General features: G+C 70.4%; 14 protein-coding genes and 1 tRNA gene. 9 read left to right on the forward strand and 6 right to left on the reverse strand.

All coding sequences use genetic code 11. From position 1 onward, the window contains the following. Positions 1 to 41: 41 nt before the first annotated feature. On the reverse strand, positions 42 to 1460 hold the full coding sequence (locus tag DEJ19_RS05080) for a zinc-dependent metalloprotease (RefSeq protein ID WP_110864460.1): 1419 nt from the start codon (positions 1458 to 1460) through the stop codon (positions 42 to 44). 152 nt (positions 1461 to 1612) lie between these two features. Here DEJ19_RS05080 and DEJ19_RS05085 point away from each other — a divergent pair, with 152 nt between their 5' ends. From DEJ19_RS05085 to DEJ19_RS05100, 4 genes are all read left to right on the forward strand, one after another. Continuing rightward, positions 1613 to 2722: a YlbL family protein gene (locus DEJ19_RS05085; RefSeq protein WP_111233321.1), complete on the forward strand. Its 1110-nt coding sequence runs from the start codon at positions 1613 to 1615 to the stop codon at positions 2720 to 2722. Positions 2723 to 2887: 165 nt separating this feature from the next. Next, positions 2888 to 5884: a UPF0182 family membrane protein gene (locus tag DEJ19_RS05090; RefSeq protein WP_181441537.1), complete on the forward strand. Its 2997-nt coding sequence runs from the start codon at positions 2888 to 2890 to the stop codon at positions 5882 to 5884. A 63-nt stretch (positions 5885 to 5947) separates the two neighbouring features. Next, positions 5948 to 6024, forward strand: a tRNA-Met gene (locus DEJ19_RS05095). A 139-nt stretch (positions 6025 to 6163) separates the two neighbouring features. Beyond that, a complete protein-coding gene (locus tag DEJ19_RS05100; protein WP_111233320.1) occupies positions 6164 to 7003 on the forward strand; it encodes a carbon-nitrogen hydrolase family protein in 840 nt (279 codons plus the stop codon). A 32-nt stretch (positions 7004 to 7035) separates the two neighbouring features. On the opposite strand, the gene DEJ19_RS05105 is transcribed toward DEJ19_RS05100, so the two are convergent. After that, complete coding sequence (locus DEJ19_RS05105; RefSeq protein ID WP_111094762.1) at positions 7036 to 8244, reverse strand: aminotransferase class I/II-fold pyridoxal phosphate-dependent enzyme; 1209 nt, start codon at positions 8242 to 8244, stop codon at positions 7036 to 7038. A gap of 191 nt (positions 8245 to 8435) precedes the next feature. Between DEJ19_RS05105 and DEJ19_RS05110 the strand changes: the two genes are divergently transcribed. From DEJ19_RS05110 to DEJ19_RS05130, 5 genes are all read left to right on the forward strand, one after another. Beyond that, positions 8436 to 10412, forward strand: coding sequence for a S1C family serine protease (locus tag DEJ19_RS05110; protein WP_258377404.1), 1977 nt, complete (start codon positions 8436 to 8438; stop codon positions 10410 to 10412). Positions 10413 to 10594: 182 nt separating this feature from the next. Further along, positions 10595 to 11638 carry a glycosyltransferase family 2 protein gene (locus DEJ19_RS05115; protein WP_111233319.1) on the forward strand — a complete coding sequence of 348 codons (1044 nt, stop codon included), beginning with the start codon at positions 10595 to 10597 and terminating at the stop codon, positions 11636 to 11638. A 4-nt stretch (positions 11639 to 11642) separates the two neighbouring features. Beyond that, positions 11643 to 12464 (forward strand): CDP-alcohol phosphatidyltransferase family protein, encoded by an 822-nt coding sequence (locus DEJ19_RS05120; protein WP_110864465.1) that lies wholly within the window; start codon positions 11643 to 11645, stop codon positions 12462 to 12464. Between the two features lie 44 nt (positions 12465 to 12508). After that, the gene (locus tag DEJ19_RS05125) at positions 12509 to 13384 is read left to right on the forward strand and encodes a glycosyltransferase family 2 protein (RefSeq protein ID WP_111233363.1); all 876 of its coding nucleotides are present in this window, start codon (positions 12509 to 12511) and stop codon (positions 13382 to 13384) included. 42 nt (positions 13385 to 13426) lie between these two features. Beyond that, positions 13427 to 14659 (forward strand): CDP-glycerol glycerophosphotransferase family protein, encoded by a 1233-nt coding sequence (locus DEJ19_RS05130; RefSeq protein WP_111233318.1) that lies wholly within the window; start codon positions 13427 to 13429, stop codon positions 14657 to 14659. Positions 14660 to 14706: 47 nt separating this feature from the next. Here the strand turns inward: DEJ19_RS05130 and DEJ19_RS05135 are convergent, their stop codons facing one another. From DEJ19_RS05135 to DEJ19_RS05150, 4 genes are all read right to left on the reverse strand, one after another. After that, complete coding sequence (locus DEJ19_RS05135) at positions 14707 to 15009, reverse strand: hypothetical protein (RefSeq protein ID WP_071405447.1); 303 nt, start codon at positions 15007 to 15009, stop codon at positions 14707 to 14709. A gap of 115 nt (positions 15010 to 15124) precedes the next feature. Further along, the gene (locus DEJ19_RS05140; RefSeq protein ID WP_071405446.1) at positions 15125 to 15895 is read right to left on the reverse strand and encodes an ABC transporter ATP-binding protein; all 771 of its coding nucleotides are present in this window, start codon (positions 15893 to 15895) and stop codon (positions 15125 to 15127) included. Beyond that, a complete protein-coding gene (locus tag DEJ19_RS05145; RefSeq protein WP_084741093.1) occupies positions 15895 to 16719 on the reverse strand; it encodes an ABC transporter permease in 825 nt (274 codons plus the stop codon). The genes DEJ19_RS05140 and DEJ19_RS05145 overlap by 1 nt, the downstream gene beginning before the upstream one ends. A gap of 44 nt (positions 16720 to 16763) precedes the next feature. Then, complete coding sequence (locus DEJ19_RS05150; RefSeq protein WP_110862735.1) at positions 16764 to 17459, reverse strand: phosphocholine cytidylyltransferase family protein; 696 nt, start codon at positions 17457 to 17459, stop codon at positions 16764 to 16766. Between the last annotated feature and the right edge of the window lie 55 nt (positions 17460 to 17514).

Here is a 17514-nt window from a genome sequence, read left to right on the forward strand (position 1 = left end):
ACGCGGCACGCGTGGGGTCACCAGGGGGATCTGTGGAGAACTCAGCGGGGCTGATCGCCCGTGTCGTTCCCGGGCTCGTCGCCCGCTCCACCCTCGGGGTCGTCGGCCACGCGGCCGGACTCGTCCTCGTGCGGACGCGCACCGGTCGAGTCGTTCAGCAGGTCCTCGAGGGCCTTGTCGAACGCGTCGTCCTCGTCGGTCTGGGACGGGTTCCGCAGCCGTGCGACGAGGGCGTCGGGTGCGTCGACGTCGTCCGAGGTCGGCACCAGGTCGAAGTGCGACCAGAGGGCGTCACGCTCTTCGGCGCCGAGCTCGTCGGTCACCCGCTGCCACATCGCGGCGGCTTCACGTAGACGACGCGGACGCAGCTCGAGGCCGACGAGTGTCGCGAACGCCGACTCGGCCGGGCCGCCGGCCGCACGGCGACGGCGCACCATCTCGGCGATCGCTCCGGCCTTGGGGAGACGGACGGTGGCCGCGGCGGTGACCGTGTCCACCCAGCCCTCGACCAGGGCGAGCATCGTCTCGAGCCGGGCGAGCGCGGCGTCCTGCTCGGCGGTCCGCGGCGGGATGAGGGCACCCGAGGCGAGTGCGTCGCGCAGCTGCTCCTGGTTGGTCGGGTCGATGTCGGCCGCGAGTTCCTCGACGCGGTCGAAGGGGATGTGGATGCCCCGCGCGTAGTCCGTGATGGACGAGATGATGTGCAGCCGGAGCCACCGTGCCGACCGGAAGAGCCGGGCGTGGGCGAGTTCGCGGACCGCGAGGTAGATGCGGACCTCGTCCTCGGAGACGTCGAGGCCCTCGGCGAACTCGGCGACGTTCTGGGGCAGGAGTGCTGCGACCTGCTCGTCGAGGAGCGGTACGCCGACGTCACCGCCGGAGACGACCTCCTTCGACAGCTGCCCGACGACCTGGCCGAGCTGGATCGCGAACAGCGCCCCGCCGATGCCGCGCATCGCCTTCGAGACGTCGCCGAGCATCGCCTTGAGCTGCTCGGGAGCACGCTGGTCGATCGCCTCGGTCAGGGCATCGGCGATGCTGAAGGCCACCGGCTCGGCGATCTGCGTCCACACCGGGACGGTCGCCTTGGCCCACTGCTCACGCGTGTAGAGGCTCGGGGTCGCGGTCAGCTCGGCGACCGTCGTGACCTCGTCGAGCCACAGCGCGGCGACCTGGAACGCCTGGTCTGCCGCCTGCGAGGTTGCCGGATCGACGGGGTGGCCGCCGTCCCGAGCGATCGCGGTGGCGCGTTCGGCGGTGGCCGAGAAGTCGATGCCGTCACCGCCGGACTGCGCGGCACGCTGGAGCTGGCTCATCAGGTTCGCCACGGAGGCCGGGTCGTTCGGCAGACCGGCGGCACCGGCGAGCTGCGACGGGTCGATCTGCCCCTCGCCCGAGAGCAGCTTGCGCAGCATCTCCTGGAAGTCGTCGTCCGGCCCCGGCTGTGGTTCATCAGGCATGCCGACTACGCTAATCGCTGCTCACGGGGCCGCACCTGGGATGCCCCCGTGGGAACGCCCGAAGCGCTGCGCCCAGGGCGAACAGCCCCGTCGTGAGACGCGGGCGACCACCCTGCCGCCAGGCGCGGGTGCCCACCTCGGAAGGACCCCGCGTGACCCTCTTCGCCCCCGCGCCCCGTCGTCGCTCGCGTGCCCGGACCGTCGGGTGGGCGTTCCTGATCGGTGCGGTCGTGCTGGGACTGCTGGCGAGCCTGCTGCCCAGTCCGTACCTCATCGAGGTCCCCGGGCCGGTCTACAACACCATCGGCACGCAGGAGCAGGGGACGGGCAAGGACGCGAAGGACGTCAAGCTCATCCAGGTGTCCGGCCACGAGACGTACCCGACGGCCGGCGCCCTCGACATGCTCACCGTCGGCATCCAGGGCGACGCCACGAACCGCCCGTCGTGGACCAGCGTGATCCGCGCGATCTTCACCAGGTCGCAGGCGGTGATCCCGGTCGAGGCGATCTACCCGAGCGGCACCACGACCGAGCAGGTGAACGAGCGGGACTCCGCCGACATGCAGGCGTCGCAGCAGTCAGCCGTCGCCGCCGCGCTCATCCAGCAGGGGAACGACCTGCCCACCGAACTCGAGGTCAGCGCCGTACAGGAGGGCTCAGCGGCCGACGGCACGATCGAGAAGGGCGACGTCATCACAGCGTTCGACGGCAAGTCGCTCACGACCAACGCCGACGCGGTGAGCCTGCGCGAAGCCGTCGCGCAGCACGGCACCTCGAGCCCCGCGACCGTCACCGTCGAACGGGACGGCGCGACGAAGGACGTCCGGGTGACGCCCCGCAGTGAGCAGGGCACGGCGCTGCTCGGGGTCGGCGTCACCGAGCGCTACGAGTTCCCCTTCAAGGTGTCGATCCGCCTGCAGGACGTCGGCGGTCCGTCCGCCGGCATGATGTTCGCGCTCGGGATCATCGACGAGATCACGCCGGGCAAGCTCAACGGCGGCAAGCACGTCGCGGGCACCGGCACGATCACGGCAGACGGCGAGGTCGGGCCCATCGGCGGGATCCGGCAGAAGCTCTACGGCGCCGCGGACGCGGGCGCCACGGTGTTCCTCGCCCCCGCGGACAACTGCGACGAGGTCGTCGGGCACGTGCCGGACGGGCTCGACGTCTACAGCGTCTCCACGCTCGACCAGGCCGTCACCGACCTGCAGACGATCGCCGACGGCGGGAGCACCGCGAAGCTCGCCCGCTGCGGGTCCTGACCCGGTCCTGAGTCCCCGTACAGGTTCACGCTCGGTCCGGTCCCATAGGATCAGTGTCACTGACGGCCCGCCGCGAGCCGGGCCCGCCGGTCCGACACGTCTGGAGCACATCAAGTGACGACAACCTCGTCCACCTCGGGGCGGCGTTCGCCGCGGGTCCCCATCGTGGTCACGATCATCGTGCTGGCCGCACTGGTGATCGCCTTCTTCATCTTCGCCAGCCTGTACACCGACTACGCGTGGTTCGCGCAGCTCGGGTTCCAGCAGGTCCTCACCGCCCGGTGGATCGCCGGGACCCTGATGTTCCTGGCGGGCTTCCTCGGCATGGCGGTCCCGGTCTTCGTGAGCATCGCGCTCGCGTTCCGGTTCCGGCCGGTCTACGCGAAGCTCAACTCGCAGCTCGACCGCTACCAGCAGGTCATCGAGCCGCTGCGGCGCGCCGTGATGATCGGCATCCCCGTGGTCCTCGGCATCTTCGCGGGGCTCTCGACCGCGGGTCGCTGGAGCATGGTCCTCGAGTACTTCAACCGCACGCCGTTCGGCAAGACCGACCCGCAGTTCGGACTGGACATCGGGTTCTACGTGTTCGAGCTGCCGTTCTGGCGCTCGATCGTGGCCTACTCGTCGGCCGTCGTCCTCATCGCCGGCCTCGCCGCGCTCGCTGCGAGCTACCTCTACGGCGCGCTCCGCTTCGGTGGTCGCGAGGTCCGGATCTCCCGTGCTGCGCGAATCCAGCTGGCGGTCACAGCGGCGCTCTACATCGCCCTGCAGGCCGTCAGCCTCTGGCTCGACCAGTACGCGGCGCTGACGAAGTCGAACTCGCTCATCACCGGTGCCCAGTACACCGACGTCAACGCGGTCATCCCGGGCCGCGAGATCATGGCGGGCATCGCGGCGATCGTCGCGCTGCTCTTCATCGTCACGGCGGTCATCGGTCGCTGGCGCATCTCGATCGTCGGCACGGGCCTGCTGCTCGTCGCCGCGATCGTCGTCGGCGGCATCTACCCGTGGGTCGTCCAGCGTCTGCAGGTGAAGCCCTCGGAGCGCACCTTCGAGTCCGCCTACATCGAGCGGAACATCAAGGCCACGCGAGACGCCTACGGTGTCGCCGGTGTCGAGGAACAGAACTACGACGCCACGACCGAGACGAGCTCGGGTGCGCTCGCGAAGGACGCGCAGACCACGGCCAACATCCGTCTCATCGACCCGAAGATCGTCTCCGACACGTTCAGCCAGCTGCAGCAGTACCGGCAGTACTACCAGTTCCCGAAGGAGCTTGACGTCGACCGCTACGACGTCAAGGGCGAGACCGAGGACACCGTCATCGCGGTCCGCGACATCGACCTCGCCGGGCTCAGCTCGGCCGCGAACACCCAGTACAACCGGGCGTTCGTCTACACCCACGGCTACGGCGTCACCGCGGCCTACGGCAACCAGCGCGCGAGCGACGGCAAGCCGGTGTTCCTCGAGTCCGGGATCCCGTCGAACGGTGCACTGGGCGACTTCCAGCAGCGCGTGTACTTCGGTGAGACCTCGCCGCCTTACTCGATCGTGGGTGCGCCGAAGGGCACGAAGGACGTGGAGCTCGACTACCCGTCCGGTTCCGACGACGACAACGGCGGCAACGCGACCACCACCTACGCCGGTGACGGCGGTCCGAGCCTCGGCAACTTCTTCAACCGGCTCGTCTACGCCGCGAAGTTCCAGTCGGAGCAGATCCTGCTCTCGAACGCGGTGAACAAGGACTCGCAGATCCTCTACGACCGCGACCCGATCACCCGCGTGCAGAAGGCGGCGCCGTACCTGACCGTCGACAGCGACGCCTACCCGGCGATCGTCGACCACCGCATCCAGTGGGTGGTGGACGGATACACCACGAGCGACGCGTACCCGTACTCGCAGAGCCAGAGCCTGTCGGACAGCATCGCCGGCGCCGAGTCCTCGACGTACCGCACCGACCAGGTGAACTACATCCGGAACTCGGTGAAGGCCACCGTCGACGCCTACACGGGCAAGGTGACGCTGTACACGTGGGACACGAAGGACCCGGTCCTGAAGACGTGGCAGAAGATCTTCCCGACGTCGATGAAGCCGGTGTCGAGCATGAGCGCCGAGCTCCTCGACCACGTGCGGTACCCGACGGACCTGTTCAAGGTGCAGCGCTCGATCCTCGGTACGTACCACGTGACCAACGCCAACTCGTTCTACTCGGGTGACGACGCGTGGAACACCCCGCAGGAACCGACCAGCACGGCGACGTCGGACAGTGACGCCGACACCGCGGCGACGTCGACGAACGCGCTCGGCGCGCAGACGACGACGACCGCCAACAGGGCGAACCTGCAGGACCCGTACTACCTGACGATGAAGGTGCCGGGGCAGGGGACGGCGTACTCGCTGTACACGACCTACATCCCGCAGCAGTCGGCCGGGGCGAACAACCGCAACGTGCTGACCGGCTACCTGGCGGTGAACTCCGACGCGGGTGGTGCCGGCAAGGGCGAGAAGGCGTCGGGCTACGGCAAACTCACGCTGTTGACGATGCCGAAGACCGACAACATCCCGGGCCCCGGGCAGGTGCAGAGCCTCTTCAACGGTGACTCGACCGTGTCGCAGGAGCTGAACATCCTGAAGCGGGGCAACTCGACCGTGAAGCAGGGCAACCTGCTCACGCTGCCGGTCGGCGGTGGGTTCCTCTACGTGCAGCCCGTCTACGTCCAGTCGACCTCGAGTGGTTCGTACCCGTTGCTGCAGAAGGTCCTCGTGGCCTTCGGCGACAAGATCGCGTTCGAGGACACCCTCGACGAAGCGCTGAACTCGCTGTTCGGCGGCGACTCCGGTGCGGCGGCCGGCGACTCCGGCGCAAGCGGCAGCGACAGCGGTTCCGGTTCCGGTTCCGGTTCCGACAGTGGATCCGGTTCCGACACGGGGTCCGGTTCCGACACGGGTTCCTCGGGCTCCGGCTCGACCGGCTCGACCGGCTCGACGGGTTCCGGCTCGACCGACAACGACGCTCTGCAAGAAGCCCTGGCCGACGCCAAGGCAGCCCTGCAGGACCGCCAGGAGGCCTACGCCGACAACGACCTGGTGGCCGCGGCGGAAGCCGATCAGCGCCTCCAGGACGCGATCGAGGCCGCCACGGCAGCCGAGAACGGCAACTGACACACCGTGGCGGGGCACTCGATTTGTGTCCCGCCACGGCCCCGTGTAGGCTTCTAAACGTGCCGCGGGGTGGAGCAGTTCGGTAGCTCGCTGGGCTCATAACCCAGAGGTCGTAGGTTCAAATCCTGCCCCCGCAACCAAGCGTCACACGAAGGCCCCGGTCCAGCAGGACCGGGGCCTTCTTCGTGTCCCCGGCGCGAGTCGCCCGGCGCAGGACGCCCGGCGCAGGACCCCCCGCCGCAGGCCCGCCCGCCGCAGACCCCCGGGTACGCTCACCCCATGGCCACCCTCACGATCGCGGCGGCGCAGTTCGCCCCCGTGGACGACCCCGTCGCCAACCTCGACACCGTGCGCACCGCCGCCGTCGACGCGGCGGCCCGTGGCGCCGATCTCCTCATCACGCCGGAGTACACCTCGTACTTCGCCGCCGACATCGACGATCGGTTCGTGGCGGCCGCGCAGCCCCTGGACGGTCCGTTCGTCTCCGGCCTGCGTGAAATCGCCCGCGAGACGGGCATCGCCCTGATCGTCGGGGTCGCCGAGTCGGCGGACAGGCCGGAGCGCTTCCGGAACACCCTGGTCGCGGTGCTCCCGTCGGGCGACCTGGCGGCGACGTACCGGAAGGTCCACCTCTACGACGCCTTCGGCTCGCGGGAGTCGGACCGCATCGAGTCCGGCGACCCGGAGCAGCTGCCGGTCTTCGAACTCGGCGGAGTCCGCGTCGGGCTCGAGACCTGTTACGACCTGCGCTTCCCCGAGGTCACCCGACGGCTCGCCGCCCCCGAGACCGGAGCGGCCGACGTCGTCGTCCTCCCTGCGGAGTGGGTGCGCGGCCCCGGCAAGGAGCACCACTGGCGCACGCTCCTCACCGCCCGCGCGATCGAGAACACCGTCTGGGTCGTCGGTGTCGGGCAGACGCCGCCCATCGGGATCGGCGGCTCGGTCGTCCTCGACCCGTCGGGCGTGGCGGTCGCCTCGGCTGGCGCTTCGCCGACCACGCTCACCGCCACGATCGACACCACCGTCACCGACGCCGTCCGACGGGTGAACCCGTCGCTGTCGCTGCGGCGCTACGACGTCGCACCGCGCACCCTGCCTGGAGGCCCGGGGCAGCCCTGACGCGTCGGTCGCGTCCCTGACGCGGTCGCGTCTCAGGCGCGGGGGCGCGCTCCGAGGGTCGCCAGGCGTGCGGCGGCGTCCTCCAGCACACTCCGGCGCTTGCAGAACGCGAAGCGCACCAGGGACCGGTAGCCGGAGACCCGGTCCGGGCGGACGAACGCCGAGACCGGCACGCCCGCGACACCGGCCAACGCGGGCAGTTCGAGGCAGAACGCACGGGCGTCGTCGTACCCGAGCGGTGCGGCGTCGGCGAGCACGAAGTACCCGCCGTCGGGTCGCATCACGTCGAAGCCCGCCGCCGTCAGTCCGTCGGCGAGCAGTTCGTGCTTCGCGCGCAGGTCGGCGGCGATGCCGGTGAAGACCGCGTCGGGCAGACGGAGTCCCACGGCGACGGCCGGTTGGAAGGGCGCGCCGTTCACGAAGGTCAGGTACTGCTTCACCGTCGTGATCGCGTCGACGAGTGCCGGGGGAGCGGTGAGCCAGCCGACCTTCCACCCGGTCGTGTTGAAGGTCTTGCCGGCGCTCGAGACCGACACCGTCCGCTCGGCAGCGCCGGGCAGGGTCGCGATGGGCGTGTGCGGGACGTCGAACGTCAGGTGTTCGTAGACCTCGTCCGTGATGATCACCGCGTCGCGCTCGGTGGCCAGGTCGACGATCGTCTGCAGCACCTCGGTGGGCAGGACCCGGCCGGTCGGGTTGTGCGGGGTGTTCACGAGCACGGCGCGGGTGCGGTCGGTGAAGGCCGCGCGGAGCGTGCGCTCGTCGGGCAGGAAGTCGGGCGCGGTGAGCGGGACCGTGACGTGCACCCCGCCGGCCAGCCGGATGAGCGCGCCGTAGGCGTCGTAGAACGGCTCGAAGGTGATCACCTCGTCACCGGGTTCGACCAGCGCGAGGATCGTGGCGGCCAGCCCCTCGGTGGCGCCGGCGGTGACGAGGACCTCGCGGTCGGGGTCCACCTCGAGCCCGTACCACCGCTGCTGGTGCTCGGCGATCGCCGACCGCAGGTCAGGGGTGCCCCGGCCCGGCGGGTACTGGTTCACGCCGTCGCGGATCGCCTGCACCGCGGCCTCGAGCACCTCGGCCGGCCCGTCCTCGTCGGGGAAGCCCTGCCCCAGGTTGACCGCGCCGGTGCTGGCGGCGAGGGCGCTCATCTCGGCGAACACCGTCGGTGCGGGGACCCCGTCCGGTCCCAGCAGCATCGCTCCGTCGGCGGCCCGCAGCCACGGTCCTGCCTGGCGCATGTGGTTCCCTCCCGTGCGGGCGACGACGTGTCGCGCTGAACGGACCCCAACCTAGCTGTCCGTCCCGCGGCGGACCGGGCCACCGTGTACAGCGCACGCATAAGATCGCCAGGGGTGGCTCGCAGCCTCGCCAGAAGGACCGCTCAGGTGCTTGCGACAGACTGCACGAGCTTGAAAGGAGCACGTCCAGCATGACCGACACCACGCCCAGCGGGCAGGGCGACGACCGCCGTCCGGACGATGCGGCTCCGCCTGCCGCCAGTGAGGACGCCGCAGCAGCGGCCACGAGAGGGAACAAGTCGATGCCGAACGACTCCGACCAGCCGGACGAGACCCCTCGCCCGAACCAGAACCAGAACCAGAACCAGAACCAGAACCAGAACGACGAGACGACCCCGGACCACACGGACGTGATCCCGTCGTCGACGGACCACCCGACTGACCGCTACACCGCGCCGTACCCCGCCGTCTCCGGCGACTCCTCGGGGGCGCAGCAGGGCGGCTACGGCCAGCAGACGTCGCCGTACGGCCAGCAGTCGCAGCAGAGCCAGAACCCGTACGGGCAGCAGCCCCCGCAGAGCCAGAACCCGTACGGCCAGCAGCCGCAGTACGGCCAGCAGACGCCGCAGGCCCAGAACCCGTACGGCCAGCAGAGCCAGTACGGCCAGCAGTCCCAGAACCCCTACGGGCAGCAGAGCCAGTACGGCCAGCAGCCCCAGAACCCGTACGGCCAGCAGTCCCAGTACGGCCAGCCGGGCGGCGAACGCCCCCGCTACGGCGAGTACGCCCAGCCGACGTCCTCGACCGCTCCGAGCTCGTCCTCCGAGTACGCGAACGCGTCCGCGCAGGCTCCGCAGTCGGCCACGAGCGGCTTCGGTGACGTCGACGGCGCGAACCAGCGCAACGGTCACTACTTCAGCGACGACGCCTCGGGCGCCGCGGCGACCACGACGACCAAGGACCGCTCGGGCCGCAACCGGCTGCTCCTGCCGGTCATCGCCGCGGTCATCGCCGGTGGTCTGGTCGGCGGCGGTGCCGGTTGGGCCGTCTCCTCGGGCAACGACGGTGGCAGCGTGGTGTCCTCCGGTTCGTCGCAGGGCGGCAACCTGACCGTCAACGACTACGACTCCGCCACCGTGGTCACGGCCGTCGCGGCACAGGCGACCCCGTCCGTCGTCACCATCAACGTGTCCGCGAGCAACGAGGCCGGCACCGGTTCCGGCGTGGTGATGAGCAAGGACGGCTACATCGTCACGAACACCCACGTGGTCACCCTCGACGGCGACAGCTCGAACGGCCGGATCACCGTCACGACCTCGAACGGCAAGATCTACGCGGGCAAGCTGATCGGTACCGACCCGACGGTCGACCTCGCGGTCATCAAGATCGATGCGACGGACCTCAAGCCGATGGAGTTCGCGGACTCGTCCAAGCTCAACGTGGGCGACACCGCGGTCGCGATCGGCGCGCCCCTGGGCCTGTCGAACACCGTCACCGACGGCATCGTCTCGACGCTGAACCGCAGCATCCAGGTCACCTCGAGCGCGCCCAGCGAGGGCGGCGACTCGAACGAGGGCGGCAACGGCGGCTCGGGTCCCTTCGACTTCTGGGGCAACGGGGACAACGGCAGCAGCTCGTCCGCGAACACCACCGTCTCGCTCCCGGTCATCCAGACCGACGCATCGATCAACCCGGGCAACTCCGGCGGTGCGCTGCTCGACTCGAAGGGCCGACTGATCGGCATCAACGTGGCGATCGCCTCGGCCGGCAGCTCGTCGTCGTCGGAGTCGGCCGCCGGCAGCATCGGCGTCGGCTTCTCGATCCCGGCCAACCTGGTCAAGCGGGTCGCGAACGAGATCAAGGACAACGGCTCGGCGACCCACGGTCTCCTCGGCGCAACGGTCGGCGACGCCACCGAGGACGCCAGCGCCACCCAGGTCGGCGCCCTCATCAAGTCGGTGTCCAACGGCGGTGCCGCGGCGAAGGCCGGTCTGCAGAAGGGCGACGTCGTCACGAAGATCGGTTCGGCGTCGGTCTCCGACGCCACCGACCTGACCGCGCAGGTGCGCTTCTTCGCGGGTGGCGCCTCGACGACGATCAGCTTCGTCCGCGACGGCCAGACCCGCCAGGCCGACGTGAAGCTGGGGACGTTCGACAGCAAGGGCTGACGCCACCACACGACGGACAGGAGGCCCGGGGCACGACGTGCGCCGGGCCTCCAGTCCGTCACGGGGCGCGTCCCGCGCCGGCGCAGGTGGGCGGTTCGGCCTCTTGATAGGCTCATGGTCGCTCTGCGGGGCGGCACCGCCCCGGTGCGTCCCGTGCCGCCAGCCAGCACCCCGAGGTACGCATGCAGTCAGACGGACAGCCCCTGCCGGGCGTCTCGTACGTGATGCCCGTGCTCAACGAGGTCACCGAGGTCCGGGCCGCCGTCGGCAGCCTGCTCGACCAGGACTACACGGGCCCGTTCGAGGTCATCCTCGCGCTCGGGCCGTCGATCGACGGCACGAACGAGCTCGTCGCCGAGATGAGCGCTGCCGACCCCCGGATCCGCGCGATCGACAACCCTGTCGGGTCGACGCCCGCCGGGCTGAACGTCGCGATCCGTGCGTCCGTGCACCCCGTCGTCATCCGGGTCGACGCGCACTCGGTCCTGCCCACCGACTACACGCGCATCGCGGTGCGCACGCTCCTCGAGTCCGGTGCAGACAACGTCGGCGGCATCATGCGCGCCGAGGGCCGGACCCCCTTCGAGCGGGCCGTCGCCCTGGCCTACGGCAGCCGTGTCGGGCTGGGTGGCACGCCGCACCACGTCGGCGGCACCGCGGGCCCGGCCGAAACCGCCTACCTCGGTGTGTTCCGACGCGAGCGGCTGTTCGACGTCGGACTCTTCGACGAGGGCATCAAGCGCGGACAGGACTGGGAACTCAACCGGCGGCTGCGCCAGACCGGCGGGACCGTCTGGTTCACGCCGGAACTCGTCGTCACGTACCGCCCGCGGCCGAGCCTGAAGCGCCTGGTGCGGCAGTTCGTCGCCACCGGGCTCTGGCGCGGCGAGCTCGCGCGTCGGTTCCCGGCGAACAACGGCCTGCGCTACTTCGTGCCGCCGGCCATGGTGGCGGCGATGGCGCTGGGCATCGTCGCCGGGCTCGTCGGCGTCGTGGGCGCCGTGCTCGGCACCCCGCTCGCCTGGGCGCTGCTCGGGTTCGTGGTGCCCGTCGTCTACCTGCTCTTCGTCGTCCTCGGGTCGATCGCCGTGGCGCGCCGCTCCGGGCTGCCGACGCTCCTCTGGCTGCTCGTCGTGCTGCCCTGCATCCACGTGGGCTGGGGGCTCGGGTTCATCATCGGGTTCCTGACCCGCACGTCCGAGCTGACCACCCACACGGGACGGTGACCGAATGACCGACCAGCCCACGACCGGCCGCGGATCCGCACGGCCGACCTCGATCGCCGAGCTCCGGGCCGTCGCCCAGCCGGACGAGGTCCGTGCCCGCGCCAACGCCGAGCACTGGACGGCCTCGCTGTACCTGCGCGACGTCTCGCCGTACCTGACCTGGGTGCTCCTGAAGACCCGCGTCAGCGCGAACCAGGTCACCGGCCTGATGATCCTGGTGGGCTGGAGCGTCGCCGCCGCCCTGCTCATCCCCGGCATCTGGGGCGCCGCGCTGGCGCTCGTGCTCGGCCAGCTGCAGATGCTCGTCGACTGCTCCGACGGCGAGGTCGCCCGGTGGCGCGGCACCAAGTCGCCCGCCGGGGTGTTCCTCGACAAGGTGGGGCACTACACGACCGAGGGCCTGATCCCGGTCGCGCTCGGCATCCGGGCAGCCACCTGGCCGATCCACGACGCCGACTGGATGTGGACCACGATCGGCTGCGCACTCGGCCTGGTCATCGTGCTGAACAAGGCCCTCAACGACATGGTGCACGTGGCCCGCGCGAACGCCGGGCTCGACAAGCTCGTCGACCGGCGGGACGCCTCCACCGCGCCGTCGGGTCGGAAGCTCGCATCGCTCCGCCGTCTGGCGAAGTTCCTGCCGTTCCACCGCCTGTACCACTCGGTCGAGCTGAGCATGCTCGCGTTCGTCTTCGCCCTGCTCGCCCTGGTGATCGGCGACCCGCTCGCCAGCCGGATCCTGGTCGGTGCGTTGTTGCCGCTCGCGGTGCTCGCGACGGTCGGGCACTTCCTGGCGATCATCGCCTCGAAGCGGGTCAAGGCGTGACCGAGGACACGACCGTGCCCGGAACGCTGCGCCGCCACGCGGTGGTGCACCGCGGACGACCGCGCGTCGCCGTCGTGAGCCTGTCGCAGGGCACCCGGCCGGACGACCTGCGCCGCGGGCTGGACAGCGTGCTCGCGCAGCAGAAGGTCGAGCTCGACGTCGTCTGCGTCGGCAACGGCTGGGCGCCGACCGGACTGCCGGACGGCGTTCGGGCGCTGGCCCTGCCCGAGAACGTCGGGATCCCGGCCGGGCGCAACGCCGGGGCCGAGGTCGTCGACGGCGACTACGTGTTCTTCCTCGACGACGATGCGTCGGTGCCGTCGCCGACGTTCCTGCGCGACGCGATCGCGGTGTTCGAGCACGATCCGTCGCTCGGCCTCGTGCAGCCGCGGGTCGTCGACCCCACTGGCGCCGCGAACCCCCGCCGGTGGGTCCCGCGGATCCGGAAGGGCGAGCCGGACCACTCGTCGCCGGTCTTCTCGGTCTGGGAAGGCGCCGTCGTGCTGCCGATGGACGTGTACCGGGCCGTCGGCGGCTGGGGTGCCGAGTACTTCTACGCCCACGAGGGCATCGAGCTCGCCTGGCGCGTCTGGGACGCCGGCCGTCGGACCTGGTACGCCGGGGACCTCGTCGCGCACCACCCCGCGATCGACCCGGCGCGGCACACCGAGTACTACCGGTTGAACGCCCGGAACCGGGTGTGGCTCGCTCGGCGCAACCTGCCGGCGGTGCTGCGACCGCTGTACGTGGGGTCGTGGGCCGCGATCCAGATCGCGCGCTGGTGGCGTCACCCCCGCCGACTGGCCACCTGGTTCGGTGGGATCCGTGAAGGATGGACGACCGACTGCGGTCCGGTCCGCCCGATGGGCTGGCTCACAGTCGCACGGATGACCATCGCAGGGCGGCCGCCGGTCGTCTGACCCGCCCGCCCCGTACCGCCCGAGCAGACCCGGAGAAGGACCATGTCGATCATCAGCGACCTGCGGACCGCACTGCGGCTCGTCGAGCGACTCCTGACGTCGCGCCGGAGCCGGCGGCAGCTCGCACAGCGACTGCCGTCCGCGCCGAAGCCGACGCCCGGTTCGGTCGAGATCGCCGTGTACTTCGCCGACGGTCCGGTCAACATGTACCAGGTGCGCCAGTGGTACGCGCCGCTGGCCGAACTCGCGAAGACGCACCCGGTGGCGATCGTCTCGCGGAGTCCGGGCACCATGCTGACCCTGCTCGACGAGTCGCCCGTGCCCGCGGTCTACGCCCGGCAGGTGATCGACCTCGAGCACTTCGTCGACACCCAGGCGCCGAAGGTGGTGCTGTACGTCAACCAGAACGCCCGCAACTTCCAGATGATGCGGTACGGGCGGATGTGGCACGTCTTCGTCAACCACGGCGAGAGCGACAAGATGTACATGACCACGAACCAGTTCAAGGCGTACGACTACGCGCTCATCGCGGGGGACGCAGCACGCGATCGTCTGGCCGAGGCGCTGTGGGACTACGACCTGGACGCCCGGACCATCGCGATCGGACGCCCCCAGGCCGACCACTTCGCCGGAGCGGCCCCGTACCCGGACGACGACCGGACCGTCGTGCTCTACGCCCCGACGTGGGAGGGCGACCGCGGTGCAGCGGCGTACGGGTCGATCGCGTCGCACGGCACGGTCATCGCCGAGCAGGTGCTGGCGTCGCCTCGCCACCGCCTGGTCTACCGCCCGCACCCGCGCAGCGGTGTGCTCGACCCGGCGTACCGCGCGGCGCACGAGCGGATCGTGGCGGCGATCAGTGCGGCCAACGCCGCCGACCCCGCCGCGCACCACCTGTACGACGACGGCGGTGACCTCGGCTGGCAGCTGGCGGACGCCGACGTGGCGATCACGGACATCAGCGCGATGATCTACGACCGGCTGGCGGTCGGCAAGCCGCTCATCGTCACGCGACCGGTCTCGCCCGAGGCCGACGTCGACGAGCGGGGCTACCTGAGCGACGCGAACTGGCTGACCGCGGCCGACGCCCCGTCGGTGCTCGCCCGTGTCGACGCGGCCGCGAGCGACGCCGAGGAGCTCGCGCGCCTGCAGCACTGGGTCGCGCGGTACTTCGGCGACACGACCCCGGGTGCCGCCACGGAGCGGTTCCACGAGGCCGTGGAGTGGCTGCTCGAGCGGTGGCGGACCGTCGCCGCCGAACGCGACGGGCGCTGACGGCCGGTCGTCACCCCGGGTGTTCCGTGGAGCAGGTCGGCGCAGGGTCACGGCTGGAGCCCCGGCCCGACGAGTGACATCCGCCAGAGGTACTCGGACCGGTCGGGCCGGCGCCACCGCACGATGACGACCCCCGTGTCCTCGGGGTCGGCGCCGAACACCGCCAGCGACAACGACCTGCCCGGGTCGAGGCGGCGCACCGCGAGCGGCGGGCAGTAGCCGTTGCCCAGATGGGTGAGGGAGAGCCCGTCGACCGGCTCGGGGCCGGTGTTGACGAGGTCGTACCGACGCGGTGCGTGCGATCGGTCGACGGCGAACGGGACGGCGTACGCGGTTGGTGGGTGGTGCATGGGGGGAACGCTAGGGGAGGGTCCGACGGCGGGACCCCGGGGGCGCACACGAGGGCCGGGGCTGTGGAGGGAGCCAGCGATACCGGTGTTGGTGCAGGGGGAGTACCCCGGCCGGTCAGGAGCCGTAGTCGGCCGCGTACCGGGCCAGCGCGGCCTCGATGGTGCCGTCGAGCTGCAGACGACCCTTGTCGAGGTACAGCCCCCGGTCACAGAAGCGGCGGAGGTCCTTGTCGCTGTGGGACACGAAGAACAGTGTCCGGCCGCCGGCCAGGAGCTGCTCGATCCGCTTGTAGCACTTCTCGCGGAAGGCCTTGTCGCCCACCGCCAGCACCTCGTCGACCAGGATGACCGGTTCGTCGAGCCGCGAGATCACCGCGAACGCGATACGGACCTTCATGCCGCTCGACAGGTGCTTGTAGGGGGTGTCCACGAAGTCGGCGATCTCGGCGAAGTCGATGATCTCGTCGAAGGCGTCGCGGATCTCGGCCCGTGACATGCCGTGCAGACCCGCCGTCAGGTACACGTTGTCGCGCACCGTGAGGTCCCCGACGAAGCCACCGGTGATCTCGATGAGCGGGGCGACGCCGGCACCCACGTCGACGCGGCCCTCGTCGGGCAGCATGACCTGCGCCACGAGCTTCAGCAGGGTCGACTTGCCCTGGCCGTTCCGTCCCACGACGCCGATCGCCTCGCCCGGGCGGACGTCGAACGACACGTTGCGGAGCGCCCAGAACTCATCGGCACGCTTGCGGCGCCCGCGTCCGGCGAACAGGTCCTTGAAGTTCCGGCTCGCGCGACGGTTGCGCTTGAAGCAGATGCCGGCGTCGCGCACCGAGATGACCGGTGCGACGGTCTCGGTGCGACGGGTCTGGTCGGTCGCGGTCATCACAGCTCCTTCAGCACGCGGTGCTCGCTGCGGCGGAACACCGCGAAGCCGATCACCAGGACGATGCCGGTCACGACCACCGAGGCGCCGACCTCGAGCCAGTCGAGCTGGCCGGGGAAGAACGCCGCGCGGTACATGCCGAAGATGCCGGTGAGCGGGTTGATCGCGGCGATGTCGCGCAGGGCGGAGGGCAGCGCGTGCGTGCCGTAGATGATCGGGGACGCGTAGAACAGGAACCGCAGCACGAGCTTGGTGGCGCGCTCGAGGTCACGGAAGAAGACCACGAGCGGTGCGACGATGAGGCCCAGACCGTAGACCAGCGCGCACTGCAGCACGATCGCCAGCGGGAAGAACACGACCTGCCAGTGCAGGTGGGCACCCGTGGCGATCGCGAAGGCAGCCAGGACCGGCAGGCTCAGCAGGAACTCGATGCCCTTCGACGCGATGATCCGTGCCACCCAGATGGTGCGGGGGATGGTGGTCGAGCGGATGAGCTTCGATTCCTTGATGAACGCCCGGGTGGAGTCGGAGACGCCGCCGGTGAACCACATCCACGGCAGCAGCGCGGACAGCAGGAACACGATGTACGGATCCTCACCGACCGAGCCGCGGTGGAAGACCTGCGTGAAGACGAACCAGTAGATCCCCGACATCACGAGCGGGTCGAGGATCGACCACACGTAGCCGAGCGCCGACGTCGAGTAGCGGACCCGGAGGTCGCGGACGGTCAGCAACCACAGGGCCTGACGATAGCGCCGACCGGCGCTCCGGGCCTTCGCAGGTGCGGGAGCCACGGGCGCGGTCGGCGCACTCGCTGTCGTCACGGTTTCCCTCCGGGCGGAACCGCCGAGGGGGTCCTGACGGTGGTTCAGGCGAACAGGTTGTTCGCGCGCTCGAGGTCCTCGGCGAAGTCGATCTCGACCGCGTACAGGTCGGAGATGTCGATCGGCGTCCAGCGTAGCCCGTCCTCGGCGATGGCAGCCTCGATGCCGCCCTCGAAGTACTCCTGGTCGTCGACGCGCCCGAGCTGGCGGATGAGGGCCTGCTTGTCGGCGGCGGAGACGTAGTTGATGCCGACGGCTTCGCCGAGACCCCCGACGACCTGCTTGGAGAGCTTGTGGATGAAGCCCTCGGCGTCGACGGTGTACTTGACCTCTTCGTCGGAGACCTTGTCGGTGTTGACGCTGACGAAGGAACGGCCCTCGTCGATCATGTCGGCCGCACGGACGAGCGCCATCGGGTCGAAGACCACGTCGCCGTTCATCCAGAGGACACCGCTCTTGCCGGTGGCCTTGAGGGCACGCAGCAGGCTCTTCGAGGTGTTGGTGGAGTCGTAGGACTCGTTGTAGACGAAGTTCGCGTCGGGGAACGCCTCGACGATGTGCTCCGACTTGTAGCCGACGACGATCGTCACGCGGGCGCTCGAACCGAACGCGGCGCGGATGTTGTCGAACTGCTGCTGCATGATGGTGCGGCCGTCACTGAGCTCCGTGAGCGGCTTCGGCAGGCTGCGGCCGAGACGGCTGCCCATCCCCGCTGCGAGGATCACGATCTGCGTGGTCATGCTGGTCCCTTCTGGTGTCCGCCCGCGCACCCTGGGGTACGGGCGGGCCTCGTCG

This window comes from Curtobacterium sp. MCSS17_016, from assembly GCF_003234255.2.
Classification (GTDB): domain Bacteria; phylum Actinomycetota; class Actinomycetes; order Actinomycetales; family Microbacteriaceae; genus Curtobacterium; species Curtobacterium flaccumfaciens.